This window comes from Pontibacter rufus, from assembly GCF_015694705.1.
GTDB classification, from domain to species: domain Bacteria; phylum Bacteroidota; class Bacteroidia; order Cytophagales; family Hymenobacteraceae; genus Pontibacter; species Pontibacter rufus.
The window spans coordinates 290,623-314,006 of record NZ_JADQDR010000001.1 but is presented as its reverse complement, the minus strand read 5'-3'; the positions used below and the strand labels follow the sequence as shown (position 1 = coordinate 314,006).

The window sequence follows — 23,384 nt, the reverse complement described above, 5'->3', positions numbered from 1 at the left end:
CGATAGAGAGATAAAAAATTCTTTTAGGAAATGTAGAACAGGCACAAAGCAGCACCGTCGGAGGATTATATACAGCGGGATTACAATACCAGGAGGCAACGGAAAAGCTGATGTGCTTTGCAGGCCTGTCATACTATATTAAAGGTAGTATAGTATGACAGGCCTGTTGTTTACTATCCGCATCCAACCTGCTAACCAGGCAGCACAGAAATGCAGCAGGGAAGTCTGGCAAAACTAAGTATAGCAGCCTGTTTACTTCAGCAAATACTTATTTCCCTTTTGTGTCGGGAATACGACGATGTTGTTGCCCAGTGGCTTTGTGTTCACTTTCTTACCGGCCGCATTGTACACGTTTAAGCCTTCGGGCAGCTGCACATAACAGTCTTTACCTGCTTCTGAAGTGATTTGCGTTTTGCTGAGTTGGCCTTCCTGCCAATCAAAGTCGATTTCAAAGCCATTACGTGCTTTTAGACCATTCACGTGGCCTTGCTGCCAGCCTGCTTCGGAAGGCAGGGCAGGCAGCAACCTGATAACCTGGTGATCGCCATTACTTTGCAGCAGCATTTCGGCAATAGCCGCAGTGGCCCCAAAATTTCCGTCGATCTGAAAAGGCGGGTGGGCGCAAAACAAGTTGGGATAAGTGCCTGCGCCTGCCATTTTATACTTGCCGTTCTCAATGGTGAAGGCAGGCTCCAGCAGGCTCTTCAGCATTTTCAGGGCATGATCGCCGTCTCCCAACCTGGCCCAGAAATTTATTTTCCAGGCCCTGGACCAGCCTGTTCCGGCATCGCCACGCAGCAAAAGTGTTTTGCGGGCGGCATGAGCCAGCAAGGGCACATCCAGGTCATTGATTTCGTCATAAGGGTATAAACCGTACAGCTGCGACACATGGCGGTGCTGCGGTTCGGCTTCTTTGTAGTCCCGTATCCACTCCTGCACACCTCCGGTGGATGGGCTGATTTGATTGGGAGCCAGGCGGCTTTTTATTTGCTTCAGAGAGTCGGCCCAGGTAGCATCCACGCCAAGTATAGCAGCGGCCTGAATGGTGTTGCCTAGCAGCTCCCGTCCAATCTGCATGTCTATGGCAGGCCCCATCGTGGTTTGGCCGGCAAAGCCGCCAGGTGTGATATAAGTGTTTTCCGGCGAATTAGACGGCGCCGTTACGAGCCATTTTGTTTTGGGATCTTCTATCAGGATATCGGTATAAAAGCGGGCAGCGCCTTTCAGCACCGGGTAAATAGAAGCAAGATATTCTTTATCAGGATTAAAAATGTAGTGTTGCCACAGGTGCTCACACAACCAGGCGCCGCCGGTCAGGGTAGATCCCCAGGATGCCTCCTCGCCTGGAGCCGTAAATTTCCAGGGATTGCTGAACATGTGGGCCACCCATCCATCGGAATTATAGTAAGCTTTGGCCGTTGCCTTGCCCGGCTCCACCAGTTGTTTGGTAAATTGTATCAGCGGTAGGTGGCATTTGGCCAGATTAGTTACTTCAGCAGGCCAGTAATTCATCTGCAGGTTGATATTGAGATGATAATCGCCGTTCCAGGGCGTTTGGTATTCTTCTGCCCACAGGCCTTGCAGGTTAGCCGGCAAGTTGCCGGGCCGCGAGCTTGAGATAAGCAAATACCGGCCAAAGTTGAAGTATAAAGCAGGCAATTGCACATCATTTTGTCCGGCGGCATACTGCACCAGCCGCTGAGCCGTGGTCATGTTCTCTACAGCGTTATTGGTATTTGAAGTAAAATAGAGCCGGCAGCGATTAAAGTAAGCGTCGTAATCAGCGACGTGGTTTTTTAAAAGTACCGGCCACGCCAGTTTCGCAGCTGCCGCCACCTGCTTTTGTGCCACTGGTAAAGGCGCAGGCCCCCGCTCTTCTACGTGCGGCCAGTTCAGATCGGTAGCAGCTCCAAGTATAATCAGGCATTCCGAGCCGCCTTTTACTTGCAGGCCATTGCCCTGCACGGTTACTTTTCCGCCCGGCGCCAGCACTTTTGCGTAAGCGGCAAACTTAACTCCGGGATCGCCGCTGCCACCATCCAGTTGTCCCTGCATGGTAATGGCATTGCCCGACGAAGTAAAGGTTGCCCGCTCCTTCCTGTTCATCGAAATGCCAAAATTCAGGGCTTTGGCTTTGCCTGTGCTCAAGCGAATGACAATAACCTGCTGCGGTGCGCTTACCCATACTTCCTCTTTGTATGCAGTGTTGCTGCGCTTCCACTCGGTTACTGCCAGGGCGCTGTCCAGGTGCAGGGTGCGTTTGTAGTTAGTAACCGGCTGGCTGGTGTCGGCCCAGTTGATAAACAAATCCGCAAGAATCTGGTAAGCACCAAACTTGGGCGTAGGTCCTTTGCCGGCGCTGGTAAAGTGTTGCTGCAGCAATTCCTGTGCTTCCTTGTTCTTGTCCTCTTTCAGGAGTTGCTGGATGGCAGGCAGGTACTGATAAGCGTCCGGGCGGTTTGGATTCTGCACGCCGCCCGACCACATGGAGATTTCGTTAAGCACTAGTCTTTCCCGGTTAGTGCCGCCATACACCATTGCCCCCAACCGCCCGTTGCCCAGGGGCAGCGACTGCGTAAAATGTGTTGCCGGTGCATCAAACTTTATGTCCGTGTCTGCCTGCGCCAACGAAAGTATACTGTAAAGTAAAGCGACTGCGGTTAAGAAGTATTTTATCATAATAACTTATAAGTAAGCCACCTTATAGCCGGACAGGCTCCGGCACTTAAGTTCTGGCATACTAAAGTACATACTATTTTATTCATCATGCAACCTGATAAGCGATGTACCCACGATTTGAGGAAGCCTATGGGCAACTTCCGTGCTCCGGCTGTATGACTAGCGGTGCTACTTTTGTTCAGCTGAAGCATAAATAGATTTTAAATCGTGGATTATACCTGATGTAAGCCTGAGCTGTCCTTTGTCAGCAATCAGCCTTATTTTAGTGAATACTTCATCCGGAAAGAAAATATCCGTCATTACTGTTTTGCCGCCATCGGCAAAAAACTCCACAGAAGCCACATCCACTAACAGGCGCACCGGGAAGGAATCATCTGTAGCCAGTCGCGGGGCATAGTGGATTCCGGCAAAGTTGTCTGAGAAACTGTTACTACTGGCCTTCCTTCTGTCGATGTAATACTGACCACGCGCAGCATCGTAGCCGATAAGCACTTTCTGGTTCTGATTATTCGACAGTTCTACTGCAAATTGCCCGTCCGGACTCAGGCGTTCTAAATCCAGCTGTAAATCAAACGTAGATGAAGTAAACGGAACATTTCCTGACAAAGTAAGCGTGTCTGATACTGCCTGCTCTTTGAAGGTATAACTGTCTCCGTAGATATTTTGCAGTTCCTGTACCGGCTGAGATACCACCCGCAAACCTGCCGGTGTATTTTCCAGTTCCAGTGTACGCGCTACTGTCATGGCGCTTCGCCATTTTTCTGTCGGCACCACATTGGCATAATTCCAGTTACTCATCCAGCCCATAAACAGGCGGCGGCCATCGCTATCCGGCACATTGGCCCAGGTAACGCCGGCATACTCATCCCGGCCATAGTCGAGCCAGATGCCTTCCTGCCCGTTCACGGCAGTCGCGATGGCCGGTTTAGCATTCAAACCCGCTTCAAACCGCGGATCCATTACAAACCTATTACCATCAAAGCTGCCTATAAAATATTGGGTACCCGATCCACCGTTCGGCGCGCCGGGATTGATGTTCACCAGCAACACCCATTTTTCTTCATTTGTACCGTTCACTTTCAGCTTAAACAGGTCCGGGCATTCCCATACGCCGCCATGTGCCCCTACATCAGCGCCAAAATCGCTTTCCAGTTTCCAGTCGAGCAGGTTTTTAGAAGAATAAAAGCTGATATGATCCTTTACGGCCAGCGTCATGATCCACTTCTGCCCTGCTTCGTACCAGCTTACCTTCGGGTCGCGGAAATCACGTATGCCCGGGTTCTTCAGCACGGGATTATTTTTATACTTTGTCCAGCTGCGGCCATTGTCCAGGCTAAAGGCGATGCCCTGCGTCTGGAAATCATTTTTGCCGACCCGCTCCTGCTCGGCGTTGTGGTAAGTAAAAATAGCTACCATGGCCGGATTCACTTTGGTACCCAGGCCGGAAGTGTTGCTGATGTCCACCACCGCGCTACCCGAAAAGATCATGCCCAGGCTGTCCGGATACAAAGCAATCGGCAGGTGCTTCCAATGAACCATATCGTTGCTCACCGCATGGCCCCAGTGCATGGGTCCCCATACGGTGCTATCGGGATTGTGCTGGTAAAACAGGTGGTATTCGCCCTTATAGTATACCATGCCATTCGGGTCGTTCATCCAGCCGGAGGGCGGCGTAAAGTGGAACTGCGGGCGGTGCGGTTCATCGAAACTGGAGGCAGTGGCTGTAACTGCATCTGCTGTGTCTGTATTTTCTCCCGTATTCTGGTTGGAGCTACAACTGTAGAGCAGTAGCCCAAGTGCAGCAATGGCATATATCTTTTTCATCTTGCTTTATTAACTAAGTGAAAGGCAGCATCCGTAATAACCGCATACATGCTATTGCCACTTCCGGATTTCTAAGAAGTCATCAGCAAAGTATACCTTTTATACTTTGCTGATAACTTCTCTGTTTAGCGTTTGCTTTATACTTAGATTCACCACATTAATGGCTGGTTAGCATCATCAAGATGATGCATAAATCCTTTCTATGGAATAACCATTCAGAAAGCTTAATATTATAAATGGGTTGAGGATGAGTCCTCAAACCTGGACAAGTCAATCTGGGGTGTGCCACCTTTTTGTGTGGCCACATAAGCTCCCATCATACATGCCTGCGCTAAGGCTTTTTGGATAGGCTCCTGCTGCAGGTAATTTTTCAGGAATGTTGCCAGAAATGCATCACCGCTCCCAATGGTATCTTCCACTTCCACCTGGTAGCCTTCGTGCTCTTGGTAGCCAGCCTCAGTTAAAGCAGCCGCTCCCTTTTCGCCGCGGGTAACCACCAGTAACTGCAGCTTAAAATGCTGTTTCAGCGCCTGCATCTGCTCCTGCTCGTTGCCTGCCCAGCCAAACCAGCCTGCTATTTCCCCCAGCTCTTGGTGGTTCATTTTAGCGATATTGGCGTATTGCAGCAATTCCTGTATGCGTTCCTGGTTATAGTAGGGTGGCCGTAAGTTCACATCCATTACTTTAAACTTTGCCAGCTTCAGGTATTGCAAAAGCGTTTCGCGCGAGGTGAGGTTTCTGGTGGCCAGGCTGCCGTATATAAAAACATCGCTTATTGCTACCAGCTCCGCTGCCTTCTCGTCGAACTGTATATAATCCCAGGCAACGGGCTCTATTATTTTGTAGGTTACCTCGTTTTTGTCAGAGATATTAGCTTCTACAACGCCTGTAGGATGGCTTTCTCCCGTCTGAATCCAACGGGTAGAAACATTTTTCTCTTGCAGAAAGCGTAACAGTTCTCTTCCCGGATCGTCGTTGCCTACCCGGCTGATAACAAGGGGTGAGAAGCCGTTATAGGTTAAATGAATGGCAACATTCATGGGAGCGCCACCCGGCATTTTACCACTCGGCAGCACATCCCACAGCGTTTCTCCGAAACAGATTATCTTATGATGCATATAGATATCAGCTTAGTGGAACACTACTTCTTTCTCAATCTTCTCAAGAGAAGTTCCCTTGGTTTCGGGCATCAGGCGCCACACAAAAAGCAACTGCAGCACCATCATGCAGGTAAAAATCAGGAAGGTGTTACCGCCACCCAGGGTTTCTGATACATACGGGAAGCTGAAAGCAATAATGGCGGCCATAATCCAGTGCGTGAAGCTGCCCAACGCCTGCCCCGAAGCACGCACCTGGTTTGGAAAGATTTCGGAGATAAACACCCAGATAACGGCTCCTTGTGAGAAGGCGAAGAAGGCAATGTACACAAACAGGTAAATCGGCACTTCTATACCATTGAACTCTTCCAGGTAAAAAGACCTGGCTACCAGACCCAGTGTTACAATCAGGCCCATCGAACCAATCAGCATCAGGGTGCGGCGGCCGAACCGGTCAATCAAGTTCATAGCGAGCAGCGTGAATACAAAATTTACCAAGCCGATTCCTGCCGAAGATAACAAGGCAGACTCCTGGCCTAAGCCTACCATTTCGAAGATACGGGGCGCATAATAGATAATGGCGTTTATGCCCGACATTTGATTGAAGAAGGCAAACAGAACAGCCAGTGTTATAGGTAAAGAGTATTTCCCGGAGAACAGAGATGCTTTTTTGCCATGGGCATCCCGTTCCTGCCCGGACAGTACAATATCAGTTACCATTTGATTTACGTTTGCATCGGGGTTTGCAATTTGCAGGGTTTTTCTGGCTTCCTCTTCCTTGGCGGGCCGCTTGAGCAGCAACCACCTGGGACTTTCCGGCACAAATACAATGGCTATCAGGAAAATGAGCGAAGGGAATGCCTGCACGCCCAGCATCCATCGCCAGTCGTGCTCGCCAACTCCGGCAAAAAGGTAATTAGAAAGGTATGCAATTAAAATCCCGAACACAATGTTGAACTGGAACAGCGCCACCAGCCTGCCCCTTGATTTTGCAGGCGATATTTCTGAGATATACATTGGAGCCGTTACAGAAGATACGCCGACACCAATGCCTCCCAGAAAGCGGAAGATGAGAAACGTAATCCAGTTAGGCGCCAGGGCCGTACCGAGTGAGGACAGCAAGTAGAGAACTGCTATACCGTAGAGTGTGTTCTTGCGTCCGAATTTGTCTGACGGAATGCCGCCGGTGAGCGAACCAACCACCGTTCCAATCAGGGCAATGGCTACTGTTAAGCCGTGCTCAAATACGCTTAGCTGCCATTCCTGCTGAATCGCTTTTTCGGCTCCAGATATAACAGCGGTGTCAAAGCCAAACAGGAACCCGCCCAGGGCTACGGTTATTGACCAGAATAAAATCTCCCTATTGTTCATAGCTGCTTGTTTTCATCAAATATAAAAATAAACAGCAAAGCAGGACTTCCGGAAAGCTTTAATCTTTTATAAATTCACCGCATGAGTTGGCTATCACCCAAGTGTGCTACTCACAAAACCCCAGGGCTTCTACTTTTTCAAAATGGCTGAGGTAAGTAGTATCTAATATCTCAGCGGTAGCGTCGCGTACGCGCCGCATCAGGTGCCTTATTTCGCAGGTGGTTTCATCTACACATTCTTCGCAGCGCCTATAGTAGAGGTGACTTACGCAGGGAATAGGGGCCAGCGGGCCGTCTATCATCCGGATAATATTGCCGACCGAAATTTCTGCTGGATCTTTTACCAAAGTATAGCCGCCTTTTTTGCCGCGTACACTTTGCACCAAGCCCTGCGTTTTTAAATCGACAAGTATGGCTTCCAGAAACTTACGCGGAATCCGCTCCCCTTCGGCAATGTCAGAAATAACGATAAGTCCTTTGCCTTGATTTTTTGTAAGATAAAGTAAGGCTTTTAAAGCGTATTTTGCTTTTTTTGAAAGCATACAGCAACGATGGTTTAAATTTATGTACAGCCGGAACCCGGCAGGCATTTTAAGTTAAAATAAAAGGCAAAATAACTCTTTTTGCCTTTTATTTTAACTTAAAATGCTGGTAAATGGTTTATGGTTCCTGCGTCAGTTCAGTATTCAGGTGGAACTACGAGGTCTGGGACTTGCTGCAGGTAACGGTATAGAAATATTAACCCTACCCTACACTTTCAGAGAAGGCACCCACCCGCATGCCACTGCCACTTGCTCATACACGCGTTATAGTTTGGATGCTATTCTTTATTTTCCTCTAAGTTCAGATTATACCAATCAATTTTTCTTGAATAGTACATCACAAGTCCCAGAATTATAAATATACCTATACTACCAATTAGAAGTGCAAAGTCCTGAAGCTGTATAATTACAAATATAAAAGAATACAGCACGAGCAATATTCCGCTAATTAAGTATGTTAATTTACTCGATTTCAATATTGCCTTTATATAGCCGGCTATCAGCAAAAGCGTTGCCAGGGCAGAGATGATGAATGCAATATTGAACTTCAGGTGCTCCGAAATGGCTAATAAAAGAGTATAGAAAACGATTAAAGCTATTCCGACTAATATATACTGTATCGGATGAATAAATACTTTATTTAATACCTCAATGAAGAAAAAGACCAAAAAAGTGAATCCAATGAAGAGAATAGCATAACGAATAGATCTGTACGTCTTCTGGTAATTGTCTACCGGTAGTAACAATGCTATACCAAAAGCTGATTCACTGATGGAATATTTGCTTCCTGTCCAGGCTTGCGGGTAATTTCTGTTTAAGTGTAAAACATTCCAGTTTGCAACAAATCCTGTATCTGAAATCGCCCTCGAATCAGGTAAAAATGCGCCGTTAAAGCTTGGATTCTTCCAAGCCGATGAGATAGTTACATCCGTAACTTTGCCAACAGGCGTGAAGTATAAAAGCTGGCTTCCTTTAAGATTGATGCTTAAAGAAAAACTATAATCCAGACTATCGAGTGGATTGATAATAATTGAAGAATTTATGCCACTATTAACAATATCATTTGTGATGACGCCTGGGTTAAATGAAAATTGATCGTTGTTCCACTTTAAACTTATTTGTTCTTCAATTCCTCTCAAATCATTTATTCCTAAAGTCAGATGAGCTTTATCAAACTGTATGTTATTGAGTGGTATGTCAAATTCTGAAAGATTGACATTGGTAAACTTTCCTGAAAAGTTTATTTTCGAATTGTAAACAACAATTTCATAAATCCCTCTATACCTTGGCTCCGGATATATATCTCCTGATATATTTAATTCTGTTGGAAGTATATGAATGTATTCTTTAACCTGAACAACTTTTTCAGTAGAATCCTTCTTCGAGAATTCCTTTACATATCTAAAGTATGGAATTGTAATAAATGGCCCTGAAACGGTCTGTTCTTGTCCCCATTTTGAACTAACTTCATGGATAGCTTCTTTTTGGGTTGACTCTCTTTCATAGATTAGACTTTCTATCATAGAAGCCGGTATCAACAATAATAAACCGATGATGATAATTGTTCCAATCTTGAAATAGATGTTATTTTTTAATTTCTGCATTTTCTGTTGTTCGCAAAACTGTTATTTACCAAGGTTTAGCATGCATAAACATACTGTATCTATCTACATTGAAAGAATAAGTGTAACAAAGCTAATAAATAATATATAAAATATACTATAAAGTCATTTGCCGGATTCCCGTTATACAGCTCAGCCCCATAAGGCTTTAGTCTCCTCTAACTTCCTTATTTCTGCGTAAAACAAACAGGCAGAATAAACACAGATTTGTTCACGGATGCGCTGAACAATGTGCTATCTTATTGCAACAAGGGAAGTTGTAAGTACAGCAGCATCAAAACGGAAAAACATGATAGAACTATATGGTTGTGAAGTATGAGCACTGCTGGCCGGCTTGGGTATAGCCGGCCAGCGCAGGTGCAAAAACAAAACTCACCCCCTGCTGCGTTAAATCAGGCCTATTGCAGAGATCTTTATACCTGATTAATCAATCATATCCCCGAGGTCACTCACACCCAAGGTGAACCAGATTATGACTATGCCTAACATGATTTTTACTGCGATTGGAATCGTGAAACCGAATCTTTTCTTCAGAAGGGCATTTGCTGGAGGCACATACACGAAAGAAAGAAGAAGGTGAATAATTCCTGGTACAGGATGCACCAGAAACAAATTTAATACGCCAATTACCAAAAGAACTACGGCAAAAGCCCAAGCAAATGTACTCCCAATATTTAATGTCTTATCCATAACTGTTTCTCCTTATCTTTTATAATCATGTAACATCTGTTAAACCCTCTTAGCCCTGAATGCTTGTTTTTTCTGCTCCTTTACATACCTGTCCAGCTTTTATTTAAAACCGAAAACCAGCGGAAAGACGAAAACTACTACTACTGTCCAGATAAAGTATACAGGAATGTAGAGTACAATTGACCTGCCGACTTCGGTTATGGCTGCCTTCTTGGTTACAGCTTTATACAACATAACTGTTACGATTAGCAGATGAACCAACATTAAAACATTACCACCCAGCACTGCTATTCTGTTAGGTGTAATTCCCCACTCCGATATCCGGAATGAAATAGCCGACAGCGCAATGCCATTTACTACAACCGTAACTACAGATAACAGCAGAAGTACCCAGACGCCCGACGCAGACTTATCTTTAGCGTTTTCGGCAACGGAGAAGAATATCAAGGCCATCACCCCAATCAGCAGCAGGTTAAACAGTAACAGGAATTCTCTGTCGTTATAGGGGTCTTTTCCTGAAGAAATGATGGCGCCCAGATAAATAACAAGCATTACTAAAACCAGCGGACTGAATATTTTGGCAATAACGGGCGATACTTTGTTTACCAGTTGCGGATTGGTTTGGGTAAGGTAAGCAGCCACAATAGGTACAGCGGGTAACCCGAAAGCCACTATGTACTCACCGTAAAACTGCTCAATCTGAAAACCAATGAGAGAGAAGAGTCCGATTGTGATGCCAGTCATTATTCCGCCCGCAATACCTATCAGCGCACACATGACGGCCAAATCCCCGTTAAAACGTAAAAAGTCGAGCCGCATTTTATAGTTGCTGAGTTCATCGCCTGCAAACGATACCCCCAGTATAACCCACAGCAGCAAAGGCAAATGTATACAGGCCAACAGCAGGGTATCGCTTGTAGCATTATTTGGCAATGAATTGATATACACCAGGCAAATAAGTATAACCCCGCTGATAAAAGTTATTTTGTTAAGTGGTAATCTATTTTTCCAGGCGAAATAGGCAGTTAAAAACGGGAATACTAAAAAGCCAATGTTGCGGGGATAAAAGAACTCTTCGCTGATGGTGAAGATGGCCGGTAATTTGGCAAAAAGACCCGCAACCAGAGAGGCGAGTATAACAAATAAGAATTCATTCCTGGAACCCCAGGAAATGGCATCAGATTCGTAATTCAGCCTTTCGTACCAGAAATCAGCGAGTGCACTACCACTAAGTTGTGGGTAAATGTCGCTGAATTCCTGCTTAAAACCTGCCTTGTTTGCCCGATATAGCTTCTCAAGCTGCCCGGGGTTGTGAATGTTCGAAAGTATTTCGTTACGCATGGGATTATACTTTAAAATTATTAGTCAAACTTTTTACTCTGTTCCGTCAGGTTCTTTTAATCCCAATATGTGCCATCCAATCCCAAAACAGTACCCAGCCAAAGTCCGATTATGAAAACGATTATGCTCAATATAATGGCCAGTATCTTTGCCCAACCGTTCCGGAAATCCTGCTGATTGATGAAGTAATTAAATGCACCACCCATGGCGCCGGCTAACGGAACGATAATCAGAGGTCTAATCATCCATAGTTTTCCCCATTCAGGATTTGGATCTCCTGCTCCCAGCAGAAAAATGGAGATGAGGATCAAGCCTATCAGAGCGCCCAGCAACATTCTTTTTATTAAAGATGCTGACTTAATGGGGAATACTTTTAAATTGTTTTTCTGTGTCATGGTAATTTAGTTTTAAGTTGATGATAAATATTTATTTAATAAAGTACTTTGAATTACAAAGTATAGGTATAAAAAAATTAGTCGCTTTGCCGGTTATTTAAAATTAGCTGCTCCAAAGCATCTAAGTGGCTATTAAAGGCTTCACGGCCGGCATCTGTGGCATGGTAAGTTGTATTAGGTTTGCGCCCGACAAACTGTTTTTCCACGCGCAGGTATTCTGCTTCTTCAAGTGCACGCAGGTGGCTGGCCAGGTTGCCGTCAGTTAGCTGCAGGGTTTCTTTCAGGGTGCCAAAATCCACGCTGTCTTCCACCATCAGCACCGACATAATGCCAAGCCGTGCCCTGCTCTCAAAGGCTTTGTTTATATTATCAAGAAACGTTTTCAAAGGGTGTTTATCGTTCGTATTTAAAGTATACCAGTGCGCCATACACGATGTGCAGCACACCAAACCCTATCGTCCACGACAGCAGCCCGTAACTCACAAAGAAGCTGGAAGATAAACCCAGCACCAGTTCGCATATACCCAGGTACCGGATGTCGCTGAACGTATACTTACTGCCGTTGATCAGAGCCAGGCCATAGAAAACAAGCATAGCGGGTGCAATTAAGTATAAAATAGCGTGGTAAAGCAGCACAGCACAAAATATACCGCCTGCTGCCAAAGGTATAGCCAGGTTTACCAGCAAGCGCTGCGATTTACCGTCCCAGATACGCTGGTTGTTTTTGCGTGCCCTGCGGATGGTAAAAAAAGATGCCAGCCCGAGCGCTACCACCAGCACCACCAGTGCCACTGCCAGCAAGAACAGGATAGCGTGCTGACTAAGCACAACATCGTAGTTTCCACGCCAGGCAATGTTATGCTCACCCAGGTACCATATTACTACGGCTGATCCGGCAAGTGCCGTAAGCCCCGCCGAAATACCTGAAAGTCCGCTGAGAGAAATAAACCGCGATGAGCGATCCATAATGTTGCGGATCTCGTGCAGTGTTGCTAATTGTTCTTGCTGCTGATTCATCTTAAAGTACTTTGCAATTCAAAGTTAATAATCATTAACGTATTCCCAAAAAATGCGGATGAAATATTTTATAAAATATATTTCTCTTAATGGCTACTTTGCGGAAATTCTAAACCATCAACCGCTTCTCCTTCCGCCCAAGCACCAAAAACAGCACCTGTGGTTCCGGCAAACAGAGGCTGTTTCTCCGATAAAAACTCTTCCTGAAATATGTTTTATTTGGAACAGATAAAGGAGCAGCTATTCTTTCCTATTTATGTTCGTCTGAGCCTCTTTCCGTTTCCAGTAATTTTTATTAATTGCAAAGGCTTAAGCTATGCCTATTCTTGTTATTTCGGACGATTTTAGAATTTCCCGGGTTTTCGGCTGGTATGGAACAAGGAGGCTACAAATACAATTTCCTGTCCCTCATCAACCCAGTATACAACCAGGTAAGGAAAAATTTTCATGGGGGCAACATGTAGTTCATTGTTATACCTGCTTGGATATTGGTATGGATTAGACCCAATCATGACCAAGTAGTCATCTACCATGTCGAGAAACCGCTCACCAAGCCCTGGCTGCCGAGCCTCGTACCAAGTGTAGGCATCCGTGACTTCCTGCTCCGCCCTTTCCAGGAGATGAATACTAAACACATCTCAGGTCTCGCTTAATGTCCTTCCAAGAGCGGGCCGAGACTCTGCCTTCCATAAAATCACGCTTAGTCTGTAGCAGGCCTTTTACCTCCTCATCGGAAAGCTGGAAAGATTCCTGTTCATCCACCCGTTGGTAATCATATTTCAGGCTGTCCAGAAAGGCCAACAGCACTTTCTCTTCCTGTTCGTTGTGGAAGTTGAATATAAGTGTCCTCATGATTCAAATGTACTATTTTTCTTCTCTTTTGTTTAGCGCTGCTCCTTTAGCGCAGCCCAGTACTTTAAGATGCTACCCTGTAGAGTAGGTCTGTCTGGTAGTTTTTATAGTGAGTTGTGATGTGCTGTACTTCTAAGGTGACAATACTGCCCATGGTTTTGCGCTACTGTACACCCTTATGTTCAGCGTGGTGCTTCCGGCGGAGGGCGAGCTAAATTGACCTAAGTATGGGTACAGAATTAACTTAACCACTCATACATTTTATTAATTTCACATTATTCGCTGATGTTACACAATCAGCCAGTATGGTAACATCAATCACTTAATATAGCATCAAAATAAAAAACGTTGCGCCTGATAAAGACGCAACGTTTTTATACTTTAAACTGCCCGCGCAGCTCTAATAATGTTTGTTGATGGTGATTTGGTCGGGTACAATCTGTGCATTTGGAACCAAGTCCTGAATCTGGTTCAGGACCTGTTGCGCCTCCACACGACTGAAAAAGTCCCCAATCTTTAACCGGAAATTGGGTTGCTGGTACGTCAGGTAGTCTTTCTCATCCGGTACGCGCCCGATAATGTTTTTGCGCAGGTTCATCACAGCCTGGCGCTCAGATCCTGTATAGGCAAGTATACGATACCCCTGCGCATACCTTATATTTTTGTTTACATTCGCTACCGTGTCCATCAGCACCGCCACCTGATCGTTTACGTGGTGTGTGGGCGTTGCTTTGGCTGCCTCGCCGGCTTCTGCTACAGTATACCTCGGGCGATATTGGCTCAGGTCTTCTTTTACCTTTGCTTTGGCATCGTTGCCCTTTCCTATATTTGTTTCGCTGCCTGCCCTACCTGCCGATGAAGCACAGGCGACCGTAAACAACAATAGCAGCGACAGGAAAATACTTGTTAAATTATTGTTCATGGGTAACTATCTGGATGCCGGCCGAGCAGCCCAACCTATCGGCCCCGGCCTTAATTAACGCTTCCGCATCGGCAAATGTTTTTATGCCTCCGGCTGCTTTTATTTTGATATGGCCCGGCAGCACGCGGCGCATCAGTTTCACATCTGCGGCAGAAGCGCCTGAAGCGGCAAAGCCTGTCGAAGTTTTGACATAATCCGCATCTGCCGCAACGCATAGCTCACAGGCTTTCTCGATTTCATCCGCAGCTAACAGGGCTGTTTCTATAATCACTTTCAGCGCTGCATTTTTCAGATGACAAAGGCTGGCGACATCGCTTAGCTCGTCCTGTACCTGTTTATACCTTCCTGACTTAAAAGCAGAGATATTCATCACTACATCTATTTCGGCGGCACCGTCGGCAAGGGCCTGATCTGTTTCCATGAGCTTTATTTTTGCATGCTGATAGCCCAACGGAAAGCCTGCCACTGTGGCAATTTTCACAAGTGCTCCCGGCCCCAACTGGTCTTTGGCCAGTTGCACGTAACACGGGGGTACGCAAACAGCGGCAAAGCCATAGTTGCGGGCTTCGTCGCAAAGCTGCCTTATTTGCGCATCGGTAGCCTCCGGGCGCAGCAGTGTGTGATCAATATAAGCAGCTAACTCGTTTCCGGTCATAATTTTAGACGCAGGTGTCTGGCATAAGACTTTAAAACCGGCTTATGTTGAACAACGCTATGCTTTTGAAGTATGGAAAAGAGCAGCCATTCGCCTTATGGGGCATAAGCTGCTCCTCTGGAGTTATACTTCAACCAGCACACAACGGTTGTTGTGCAGGTCTTCTTCTACAGTCTTAAATTTCACGTCTTTCACCAGGCGGCCATCCAGGTACTGTACGCTTACCCGATCATTGCGACCAGCTACCTTCTGCGAATGGGCGGGCATGATACGCTCAGGCTCCGCAGCAGTTGCTGCAGTATGGCCGGTCTCATCTTCCAGGGAAGAGTGTACGGCTGCTTTGCGCTCCTTCAGCACGGGCGGTTTGGGAGCCGGTTGCGGCGCACGCGGCGTCTGTACCTGCTCCGGCGCCTGAATCGGAATGAAGGCATGGAACAGGAAGTTGATGGTTTCTTCGTTCACCTTGCCAATCATGCGCTTAAACAGCTCAAATGACTCAAACTTATAAATCAGGAGCGGATCTTTCTGCTCGTATACCGCGTTCTGCACGCTCTGCTTCAGGTCGTCCATCTGGCGCAGGTGTTCTGTCCAGGCCTGGTCGATGGTACCGAGCGTGATAATTTTCTCCATAGCACGGATAAGCTCCATCCCTTTGGACTCGTAAGTCTTGGTCAGGTTGGCTACCGCAGCAATCTGGCGCTTACCATCCGTAAACGGCACGGCCACGTTCTCTATCATCGGCCCGCGGTTCTGGTGGATATCCGAGATAATGGGGTAAGCTTGTGCAGCAGTCTCCTTGTTTCTGTTGAGGTAGAAGTTCAGCGCTTCGTTGTACAGGCGCTGTGCCAGCTGGTTTGCCTGGCCGGCCCTGAACTCATCTTCTGTAATGGTCGGCTCAAAACCAAATACACGTATCAGGTGCAGTTGGAAGTTCTCGTAGTCGTTAATGTTCTTGTAACTCACCACCACATCCTCGCTGATATCATAGATCATATTCCAGATATCCAGCTCCAGGCGCTCACCATACAGCGCGTTGCGGCGGCGCTTGTACACCACCTCGCGTTGCGCGTTCATCACGTCATCGTACTCCAGCAGGCGCTTGCGCTGGCCGAAGTTATTTTCTTCCACCTTCTTCTGCGCACGCTCAATAGAGTTGGTAATCATAGAGTGCTGAATTACCTCGCCTTCTTCCAGACCCATACGGTCCATCAGGCGGGCAATACGGTCGGAACCGAACAGGCGCATCAGGTTATCCTCTAATGACACAAAGAACTGCGAAGAGCCCGGATCTCCCTGGCGGCCGGCACGGCCACGCAACTGGCGGTCTACGCGGCGTGACTCGTGGCGCTCAGTACCCACAATGGCCAAACCACCTGCTGCTTTCGATTCCGGCGTCAGTTTAATGTCGGTACCACGACCCGCCATGTTGGTGGCGATGGTTACCGTGCTGGACTTACCCGCTTCGGCCACAATTTCAGCCTCCTTCTGGTGCATTTTGGCGTTGAGTACCTGGTGCTTTATCTTGCGCAGGGTAAGCATGCGGCTCAGGAGTTCCGAAATCTCAACGGAGGTTGTACCCACCAGCACCGGACGGCCTATTTCAGTGAGTTCCACAATCTCGTCAACTACGGCGTTATACTTCTCCCGAACAGTCTTGAAGACTTTGTCGTGCTCGTCGTTACGCTGAATCGGGCGGTTGGTCGGAATCACCACCACATCCAGTTTATAAATTTCCCAGAACTCGCCTGCCTCTGTTTCGGCCGTACCCGTCATACCGGCCAGCTTGTGGTACATGCGGAAATAATTCTGCAGTGTAACCGTGGCATAGGTCTGGGTGGCATCCTCTACCTTCACGTTTTCTTTCGCCTCGATGGCCTGGTGCAAACCATCAGAGTAGCGGCGGCCTTCCATTACACGGCCCGTCTGCTCATCCACGATCTTCACTTTGCTGTCCGGCGTTACGATATACTCGGTGTCCTTCTCGAACAAAGTATAAGCCTTGAGCAACTGGTTGATGGTATGAATGCGCTTCGATTTCTCCTGGAAATCACTGATCAGGCGTTCTTTGGCGTGTACCTGCTCTTCGTGCGAAATGGATTTATCGTTCTCGATATTGGCGATCTCGGTGCCGATATCCGGCATGATGTAGAAATTCGGATCTTCGCCCTGGCCCGTAATCAGGTCGATGCCTTTTTCGGTCAGCTCAATCTGGTTGTGCTTTTCGTCGATGGTAAAGTATAGTGGCTCATCGGCTTCCGGCATCATGCGGGAGTTATCCTGCAGGAAGTAGTTTTCTGTTTTCTGAAGTATGGCGCGGTTTCCCTGCTCACTCAGATACTTAATCAAAGGCTTGCTCTTGGGCAGGCCACGGTAAGCGCGGAACAGAGAAATGCCGCCTTCTTTGGTGTCGCCTTCTTTGATCAGGCGCTTGGCCTCTGTAAGGAAGTTATTTACTACTTTACGCTGTGCATCTACCAGCATGGCAATGCGTGGCTTCAGCTGGTAAAACTCGTGCTCATCGCCGCGTGGCACGGGGCCCGAAATAATCAGCGGTGTACGGGCATCATCAATCAGCACAGAGTCCACTTCATCGACCATGGCATAATGGTGCTGGCGCTGTACCAGGTCCTGCGGGTCTCTGGACATGTTGTCGCGCAGGTAATCGAAGCCGAATTCGTTGTTGGTACCGTAGGTGATGTCGGCGCGGTAAGCCTTGCGGCGCGCCTCGGAATTTGGCTGGTGCTTATCGATACAATCGATGGTGAGGCCATGGAATTCAAATAAGGGGCCCACCCACTCAGAGTCACGCTTGGCCAGGTAATCGTTTACGGTTACGACGTGCACGCCACGTTTGGCCAGCGCATTCAGGAAGGCCGGCAACGTAGCTACCAGCGTTTTACCTTCACCTGTCGCCATCTCCGCAATTTTGCCCTGGTGCAGCACCACGCCGCCAATCAGCTGCACATCGTAATGCAGCATGTCCCAGGTAATTTCAGTTCCGGCAGCTACCCACTTGTTCAGCCAGATAGCTTTGTCGCCCTCTATCTGCACGTTTGCTTTTGTCGCGGCAAAGGCCCTATCCTGTTCGGTAGCCGTCACCTCCATCTGACCATCCTCTTTCCAGCGGCGGGCAGTTTCCTTCACAATGGCAAAAGCCGCCGGCAGCACTTCCATCAGCACTACCTCCAAGTCTTTGTTGCGCTGCTTCTCCAGCTCGTCAATCTCGGAGAATATATTTTCCTTCTGTACGATATCCAGCTCCGGCTCATCGGCAATACGCTTGTGCAGGCCCGCTATCTGCTCATCTATCGGCTTCAGGCGCTCGTCTATCACGCGCTTCACCTCAGCCGTTCTCTGGCGGAGTTCGTCACCTGACAGGCCGGCAAGTTTGGCATATTCTTCGTTTATTTTAGCGACATAAGGCATTACTTCCTTTATATCCCTGTCGGATTTTGTACCGAATACTTTGGCAACAGTTTTACCGAAAAAATCAAACATCTGTATGTTGTTCTTAAATGAAATCCCTGGTTAGCAATCCCGTCAAAATTAAGGCGTTTTTCTGAGATAATGAATGCTCCCACTAAAACAATACCATAAAAACGGGGATCAGATTTGCCTGTCAAAATTACCGGCCGAGTATAGCTTATCTATTATCTATACTTTTCATACTTAGGCCGCTATGCCAGAACAGGTAGGTTGTGGCATTGTGGCAGGCACCTCCATCAATTAAAACTACGGAACCACGCCAGAAGTTCAGCATCCGCAGTCAGAAAAGCAATTGCATCTCAACAGCATCATTCCAGCCATCCGGCGTCAGCAGCCAGCTTTTCCGCACCCCGATTTCTGTGAACCCGCTTTTCCGGAACAGGTTTATACTGGCCGTATTGGTAGCCTTAACCGAGCAATAGACCTGGTGCAGGTGCAGGGTATGGCGGCAGTATGGCAAAAGTAACTGCAGCGCCTCCGCCGCATGGCCATTGCGCCGCTGCGATGCCACTACCACAATACCTATACCTGCCCGGCGGTGCAGCGGATCAAAATCATACAAATCGACAGCGCCTACTGCTTCGTGGCTGTTGTTGCAGATAACGAGGCGCAGTTGCCTGACCGTATAAATATCGAGTGCCGCGTTTTCGAGGTATTGCGCCAGCACGGCTCTGGAATACGGCGCAACGGTGTTGCCCACATGCCAGACGGAGGTATCGTTTTCGAGAGGATACAGGAAATCCAGATCCGCAGGTTCGAGGGCACGCAGGTAAGTATGGTCGGATTTCAGAAACACGCTGGACTGGATGTATAACTTTATGGTTCGCCTGCTACCGTTACGGGTACACGCTGCAGCAGGCTGTTCGCTTTATGCCTTCTGGTTTATACTTACTGCATCGAGCGGCAGTACACCGGTATACACCTGTTTTGCCGGCCCAATCAGGTAAATGTATTTAAAGACGTCGTTGTCGCGCCTGAATGCCACTTCCAGTTCGCCTCCCAGTGTTTTCACTTTCACAGGGCTCTGCATGCCTACCAGGCCGGCAACCAGCGCACAGGCTGTTACGCCTGTACCGCACGACAGCGTTTCGTCTTCTACGCCGCGCTCGTAAGTACGCACAAAAATCTCGTCCGCAGAGAGGCGCTGTACAAAATTCACGTTAGTGCCTGCTTCCCTGAAACGATTGTTATAGCGGATGGCGCGGCCTTCTTTTACCACGTCCAGCGCCTCTACATCATCCACAAAACGTACATAATGCGGGGAGCCGGTGTTCAGGAAATAATCATCCCCGATTCGTTCTACCCCGTGCACATCGTTCATCTTCAGTTGTATCAGCTCACGCTCTACGCTGGCCTGGTGCTCGCCGTCGGCCGCCAGAAAGCAGGCTACGTCTTCTATCACGCCTATATGCCGGGCAAAGCGCACCGTGCAGCGTGCGCCATTGCCGCACATAGAACCCAGCCGGCCGTCGGCGTTATAGTATACCATCTCGAAATCATAGTCCGGATGGTCCTGCAACAGTATCAGCCCGTCGGCTCCTATACCCCTGCGGCGGTCGCAAAGGTGTTTCACAAAAGCTTCATCTGCAACCGGGAAAGTATGTTTGCGGTTGTCCACCATCACAAAATCGTTTCCGGTGCCCTGGTATTTATAAAAAGTTAATGCCATGTATCTGTAACAATTAAATTAGCGGCTTTGTGCCCTTTTCAGGTTCGGCGGATAAATGTTAATTTTGCACCAACCGGCTCATAGCCATAACTAAACGACAAAGATATGTATTCCTTTCTTACAACAGAAAACTGGGCAGATTATGAGCTGGTGGATTCGGGAAATTTTGAGAAGCTGGAGCGCTTTGGCGCTTACTACGTGGCACGCCCTGAGCCGCAGGCTATCTGGGACAAGCACCTGCCGGAACAGGAATGGCAGCGCCTGGCGCAGGCTACTTTTACCCGCGACAAAGGCAGTCAGGAAAAAGGCCAGTGGAAACTGAAGAAAGGTATGCCAGAACAATGGTACATTGATTACAAGTATAAGGACCTGAAACTGCGTTTCCGCCTTGGTTTGTCGTCGTTTAAGCACGTGGGCATTTTTCCGGAGCAGGACAGTAACTGGAAGTATATTTATGATACCACGCGCCAGCTGCAGGCCAGCCAGCCGAAAGTGCTAAACCTGTTTGCCTATACCGGCGGCGCCACGCTGGCGGCCAAAGCTGCCGGCGCCGACGTAACGCACCTCGACTCCATCAAACAAGTAAACTTCTGGGCCCGCGATAACATGGAAGCCAGCAACCTGGACAATGTGCGCTGGGTGGTAGAAGACGCCATGAAATTTGTGCGCCGCGAAGTAAAGCGCGGCAACACCTACAACGGTATCATCCTGGACCCGCCCTCCTACGGCCGCGGTCCGAATGGCGAAAAATGGCAGCTAGAGGAAGAACTGAACGAGATGATAAAACTTTGCCGCGACCTGCTGGACAAAACCGATTACTTCCTGCTCATCAATCTATACTCCATCGGCTTCTCTGCCATGATCCTGGATAACCTGATGCGCGGCACTTTCGGTGAGCAGGTGCAACATGAAGAGTTGGGCGAGCTATACCTGCACGACAAAGGTGAACGCAGGCTGCCCTTGGGCACGTTTTTCCGGTTTACGTCAGTCAAAAAATAACTGTTTGCCGCACCCGCTTCCTGCCGGCTCTCGTATCCTGCATAGTCGTTACCCCGGCCTTTTATTCCAATACGGTAACGTTTTGTAAGCTTTAATAAACAGATGCCAGACAGGGAAAAGAAAAAGCATTGGATTGCCCTCCTCCCCATTTACGGGTGCTTCTCGACAGGAATTATCTATGTCGCCGTTGGCGTTATCGCCATTCTGTCTTTCTTAAAGATCAAGCATGGGGGCGCAGGTGAAAGTAGCCTGCTGGCTTTTCTCAACGACTTTGTGCTCGGCAAGATCCTTATCTGGGTTATCCTGCTAGGGACGATCAGCTACATTGCCTGGCGCATATACGAAACCATCAAAGACCCTTACGGGTATGGAACGAGCCCGAAAGGCATTGCCACGCGAACAGGCATAGCCCTGAGCACCGTCGCCGATATGCTCATTGCATACACTGCCATTATGAGCTTGCTCGGCAAAAGCCACATACCGGAAAACGGCCAGCCCGAAGAGCAACGCAGGCTGGTGCACCTGATCCTGCAAAAAAGCTGGGGCGATTGGGCCATCATCTGTACCGGAGCCGTTGTTGCCGTGACCGCTGTGGTGCAGTTACTCTACGGCATTACAAACGGGTACAAGGAAAGGATCAACATCGGCCGCCTCCGTGCTGTTGAAAAGCAGCTGATCCGGGCGCTTGCCTGGTTGGGGTATACCGCACGGGGGATTATTTTAGGGATCATTGGCTTTTTCCTGCTCAAAGCAGGGATATTGGAAAATGCACAGTATGTGGTGAACACTGACAAAGCCTTTGATTTTATAGGGGACCACATCGGGCATTTATACTTTATTCTGGTAGCGGCCGGCACCATCTGCTACGGCCTCTTTATGTTCGCCCTCGGTGCTTATTATGACCCCGATAAGGGTTGAGTAACGTTGATGATTATGGTATACAATGTATAATAACTTTTAAGCGAACCCAAGTACTGCTGTAATTATAAAACAGAGCCGCTCCGGGATTATATCAGGGCTGTTCTGACAACCGTTTTATCTATACTTGCTATTATTCTTTGTTCATCATACATTGTACATCACAATTATATTTTCATACTTAATATCTTTGCTGGAGAAATTATATTCAGGCAGTACTTTTCTGAGCTATCATCAACCAATCAAATTCACGCAGTACATTTACGAATTAATACATTAAAGTATGAACCAGCGCCTCGCCCTTATTGATATGGGCACCAATACCTTTCACCTGCTGATAACGGAGGTGGATGCACAAGGACAACTGCACGAATTATACAAAACCAGGCTGCCGGTGCTGCTGGGGCAGGGCGGTATCAGCAGGGGCAACATTGCGCCGGAGGCTTATGAGCGGGGGCTTAAAACGTTGCGCGATTTCCGTAAAACCATAGATGCGTATGGCGCCGAAACAGTGCGGGCGATGGCGACAAGTATGGTGCGCAATGCAGCGAACGGCGGCGACTTTGTGAAAGACATTTTCAAGCAAACGGATATCGAAGTAGAAATCATTTCCGGCGATCGCGAAGCAGAGTACATCTATTATGGGGTGCGGTCTGCGGGTGTGCTGGATGCGCAAACCTCCCTGATAATGGACATTGGCGGCGGCAGTGTGGAGTTTATACTTTGCAACCAGCAGGAAATTTTCTGGAAACACAGCTTTGAGATTGGCGCGCAGCGCCTGGTAGATCGGTTCTTTCAGCAGGATCCCATTCCGCAGCAAAGTATAGAAGCCGAAAAATCATACTTAAAAGAGAAACTGCAGCCTTTGTCCGAAGCGGTAAGCAAGTATAAACCCATTGCGCTGGTAGGATCATCCGGCACTTTCGACACGTTCTGCGACATAGATGCCCAAAGTAAAGGCGATACGTCGCGCCAGCAAAAGCTGCCTGTAGCTTCCAGTATCAGCCTCAACGATTATTATCGGATTCATCACGAACTCTTAAGCAAAAACCACGCGCAGCGCCTGGCCATACCGGGCATGCTGGAAATGCGTGTAGATATGATTGTGCCTGCAAGTATAGCCGTGGATTTTATACTGCAGCAATACCACCTGCAGGAGATCCGTGTATCCTTGTATGCACTGAAAGAAGGCGTACTGCAAAAGGCATTGCAAGAGCTCAACAACTAGCTGCGTCGGCATTGTGTTACAAAGCAGCTAACACTAATTAAACTTTCCTGTGCAATTTTAAACTTTAAGCAGTTCTCT

21 protein-coding genes are annotated in these 23,384 nt (G+C 47.8%); 3 read left to right on the top strand and 18 right to left on the bottom strand.

The features are described 5' to 3' along the window. Positions 1-252 precede the first annotated feature (252 nt). The 18 genes from I2I11_RS01475 to dapF all read right to left on the bottom strand — a co-directional run bounded on the left by I2I11_RS01475 (position 253) and on the right by dapF (position 20,161). Positions 253-2,679: a glycoside hydrolase family 95 protein gene (locus I2I11_RS01475; protein ID WP_196265890.1), complete on the bottom strand. Its 2,427-nt coding sequence runs from the start codon at positions 2,677-2,679 to the stop codon at positions 253-255. A gap of 168 nt (positions 2,680-2,847) precedes the next feature. After that, a complete protein-coding gene (locus tag I2I11_RS01470) occupies positions 2,848-4,503 on the bottom strand; it encodes a glycoside hydrolase family 32 protein (RefSeq protein ID WP_196265889.1) in 1,656 nt (551 codons plus the stop codon). 230 nt (positions 4,504-4,733) lie between these two features. Continuing rightward, positions 4,734-5,621 (bottom strand): carbohydrate kinase family protein, encoded by an 888-nt coding sequence (locus I2I11_RS01465; RefSeq protein WP_196265888.1) that lies wholly within the window; start codon positions 5,619-5,621, stop codon positions 4,734-4,736. Between the two features lie 12 nt (positions 5,622-5,633). Beyond that, the gene (locus I2I11_RS01460; protein ID WP_196265887.1) at positions 5,634-6,971 is read right to left on the bottom strand and encodes a sugar porter family MFS transporter; all 1,338 of its coding nucleotides are present in this window, start codon (positions 6,969-6,971) and stop codon (positions 5,634-5,636) included. 106 nt (positions 6,972-7,077) lie between these two features. Continuing rightward, positions 7,078-7,512: an RrF2 family transcriptional regulator gene (locus tag I2I11_RS01455; protein WP_196265886.1), complete on the bottom strand. Its 435-nt coding sequence runs from the start codon at positions 7,510-7,512 to the stop codon at positions 7,078-7,080. A 278-nt stretch (positions 7,513-7,790) separates the two neighbouring features. Further along, positions 7,791-9,116, bottom strand: a complete 1,326-nt coding sequence (gene creD, locus I2I11_RS01450; RefSeq protein WP_196265885.1) for a cell envelope integrity protein CreD — start codon at positions 9,114-9,116, stop codon at positions 7,791-7,793. Positions 9,117-9,557: 441 nt separating this feature from the next. Then, a complete protein-coding gene (locus I2I11_RS01445) occupies positions 9,558-9,824 on the bottom strand; it encodes a hypothetical protein (protein WP_196265884.1) in 267 nt (88 codons plus the stop codon). A 99-nt stretch (positions 9,825-9,923) separates the two neighbouring features. Continuing rightward, positions 9,924-11,165 (bottom strand): hypothetical protein, encoded by a 1,242-nt coding sequence (locus tag I2I11_RS01440; RefSeq protein WP_196265883.1) that lies wholly within the window; start codon positions 11,163-11,165, stop codon positions 9,924-9,926. Positions 11,166-11,221: 56 nt separating this feature from the next. Continuing rightward, positions 11,222-11,560: a potassium transporter KefB gene (locus I2I11_RS01435; protein ID WP_196265882.1), complete on the bottom strand. Its 339-nt coding sequence runs from the start codon at positions 11,558-11,560 to the stop codon at positions 11,222-11,224. Positions 11,561-11,637: 77 nt separating this feature from the next. After that, entirely contained in the window at positions 11,638-11,886 is a 249-nt protein-coding gene (locus I2I11_RS01430; RefSeq protein WP_230679882.1) for a winged helix-turn-helix domain-containing protein, read from the bottom strand. Positions 11,887-11,953: 67 nt separating this feature from the next. Beyond that, positions 11,954-12,577 carry a hypothetical protein gene (locus I2I11_RS01425; RefSeq protein ID WP_196265880.1) on the bottom strand — a complete coding sequence of 208 codons (624 nt, stop codon included), beginning with the start codon at positions 12,575-12,577 and terminating at the stop codon, positions 11,954-11,956. Positions 12,578-12,921: 344 nt separating this feature from the next. Next, positions 12,922-13,212: a type II toxin-antitoxin system RelE/ParE family toxin gene (locus tag I2I11_RS21495; protein ID WP_196265879.1), complete on the bottom strand. Its 291-nt coding sequence runs from the start codon at positions 13,210-13,212 to the stop codon at positions 12,922-12,924. Beyond that, positions 13,205-13,429, bottom strand: a complete 225-nt coding sequence (locus tag I2I11_RS01415) for a hypothetical protein (RefSeq protein ID WP_196265878.1) — start codon at positions 13,427-13,429, stop codon at positions 13,205-13,207. The genes I2I11_RS21495 and I2I11_RS01415 overlap by 8 nt, the downstream gene beginning before the upstream one ends. A 400-nt stretch (positions 13,430-13,829) precedes the next feature. Beyond that, the gene (locus I2I11_RS01410) at positions 13,830-14,351 is read right to left on the bottom strand and encodes a sporulation protein (protein WP_196265877.1); all 522 of its coding nucleotides are present in this window, start codon (positions 14,349-14,351) and stop codon (positions 13,830-13,832) included. After that, positions 14,341-15,006, bottom strand: a complete 666-nt coding sequence (gene deoC / locus I2I11_RS01405) for a deoxyribose-phosphate aldolase (protein ID WP_196265876.1) — start codon at positions 15,004-15,006, stop codon at positions 14,341-14,343. The genes I2I11_RS01410 and deoC overlap by 11 nt, the downstream gene beginning before the upstream one ends. A 123-nt stretch (positions 15,007-15,129) precedes the next feature. After that, entirely contained in the window at positions 15,130-18,504 is a 3,375-nt protein-coding gene (secA, locus tag I2I11_RS01400; protein WP_196265875.1) for a preprotein translocase subunit SecA, read from the bottom strand. A 268-nt stretch (positions 18,505-18,772) separates the two neighbouring features. Then, positions 18,773-19,288, bottom strand: coding sequence for a GNAT family N-acetyltransferase (locus I2I11_RS01395; protein WP_196265874.1), 516 nt, complete (start codon positions 19,286-19,288; stop codon positions 18,773-18,775). Positions 19,289-19,360: 72 nt separating this feature from the next. Further along, the gene (dapF, locus tag I2I11_RS01390; RefSeq protein WP_196265873.1) at positions 19,361-20,161 is read right to left on the bottom strand and encodes a diaminopimelate epimerase; all 801 of its coding nucleotides are present in this window, start codon (positions 20,159-20,161) and stop codon (positions 19,361-19,363) included. A gap of 105 nt (positions 20,162-20,266) precedes the next feature. On the opposite strand from dapF, the gene I2I11_RS01385 reads away from it, so the two are divergent. The 3 genes from I2I11_RS01385 to I2I11_RS01375 all read left to right on the top strand — a co-directional run bounded on the left by I2I11_RS01385 (position 20,267) and on the right by I2I11_RS01375 (position 23,306). Then, on the top strand, positions 20,267-21,160 hold the full coding sequence (locus I2I11_RS01385; protein WP_196265872.1) for a class I SAM-dependent methyltransferase: 894 nt from the start codon (positions 20,267-20,269) through the stop codon (positions 21,158-21,160). Positions 21,161-21,262: 102 nt separating this feature from the next. Further along, complete coding sequence (locus I2I11_RS01380; protein ID WP_196265871.1) at positions 21,263-22,078, top strand: DUF1206 domain-containing protein; 816 nt, start codon at positions 21,263-21,265, stop codon at positions 22,076-22,078. Positions 22,079-22,361: 283 nt separating this feature from the next. Then, on the top strand, positions 22,362-23,306 hold the full coding sequence (locus tag I2I11_RS01375) for a Ppx/GppA phosphatase family protein (RefSeq protein WP_196265870.1): 945 nt from the start codon (positions 22,362-22,364) through the stop codon (positions 23,304-23,306). Positions 23,307-23,384: the final 78 nt, after the last annotated feature.

What these genes read in the sequence shown, in the direction of transcription:
- I2I11_RS01415 (WP_196265878.1), bottom strand. Translation starts at nt 13,429, where the DNA reads ATGAGGACACTTATATTCAACTTCCACAACGAACAGGAAGAGAAAGTG.
- I2I11_RS01460 (WP_196265887.1), bottom strand. Translation starts at nt 6,971, where the DNA reads ATGAACAATAGGGAGATTTTATTCTGGTCAATAACCGTAGCCCTGGGC.
- I2I11_RS01475 (WP_196265890.1), bottom strand. Translation starts at nt 2,679, where the DNA reads ATGATAAAATACTTCTTAACCGCAGTCGCTTTACTTTACAGTATACTT.
- I2I11_RS01375 (WP_196265870.1), top strand. Translation starts at nt 22,362, where the DNA reads ATGAACCAGCGCCTCGCCCTTATTGATATGGGCACCAATACCTTTCAC.
- I2I11_RS01440 (WP_196265883.1), bottom strand. Translation starts at nt 11,165, where the DNA reads ATGCGTAACGAAATACTTTCGAACATTCACAACCCCGGGCAGCTTGAG.
- I2I11_RS01435 (WP_196265882.1), bottom strand. Translation starts at nt 11,560, where the DNA reads ATGACACAGAAAAACAATTTAAAAGTATTCCCCATTAAGTCAGCATCT.
- I2I11_RS01465 (WP_196265888.1), bottom strand. Translation starts at nt 5,621, where the DNA reads ATGCATCATAAGATAATCTGTTTCGGAGAAACGCTGTGGGATGTGCTG.
- I2I11_RS01430 (WP_230679882.1), bottom strand. Translation starts at nt 11,886, where the DNA reads ATGTCGGTGCTGATGGTGGAAGACAGCGTGGATTTTGGCACCCTGAAA.
- I2I11_RS01380 (WP_196265871.1), top strand. Translation starts at nt 21,263, where the DNA reads ATGCCAGACAGGGAAAAGAAAAAGCATTGGATTGCCCTCCTCCCCATT.
- I2I11_RS01445 (WP_196265884.1), bottom strand. Translation starts at nt 9,824, where the DNA reads ATGGATAAGACATTAAATATTGGGAGTACATTTGCTTGGGCTTTTGCC.
- secA (WP_196265875.1), bottom strand. Translation starts at nt 18,504, where the DNA reads ATGTTTGATTTTTTCGGTAAAACTGTTGCCAAAGTATTCGGTACAAAA.
- I2I11_RS01385 (WP_196265872.1), top strand. Translation starts at nt 20,267, where the DNA reads ATGTATTCCTTTCTTACAACAGAAAACTGGGCAGATTATGAGCTGGTG.
- dapF (WP_196265873.1), bottom strand. Translation starts at nt 20,161, where the DNA reads ATGGCATTAACTTTTTATAAATACCAGGGCACCGGAAACGATTTTGTG.
- creD (WP_196265885.1), bottom strand. Translation starts at nt 9,116, where the DNA reads ATGCAGAAATTAAAAAATAACATCTATTTCAAGATTGGAACAATTATC.
- I2I11_RS01425 (WP_196265880.1), bottom strand. Translation starts at nt 12,577, where the DNA reads ATGAATCAGCAGCAAGAACAATTAGCAACACTGCACGAGATCCGCAAC.
- I2I11_RS01470 (WP_196265889.1), bottom strand. Translation starts at nt 4,503, where the DNA reads ATGAAAAAGATATATGCCATTGCTGCACTTGGGCTACTGCTCTACAGT.
- I2I11_RS01455 (WP_196265886.1), bottom strand. Translation starts at nt 7,512, where the DNA reads ATGCTTTCAAAAAAAGCAAAATACGCTTTAAAAGCCTTACTTTATCTT.
- deoC (WP_196265876.1), bottom strand. Translation starts at nt 15,006, where the DNA reads ATGACCGGAAACGAGTTAGCTGCTTATATTGATCACACACTGCTGCGC.
- I2I11_RS01410 (WP_196265877.1), bottom strand. Translation starts at nt 14,351, where the DNA reads ATGAACAATAATTTAACAAGTATTTTCCTGTCGCTGCTATTGTTGTTT.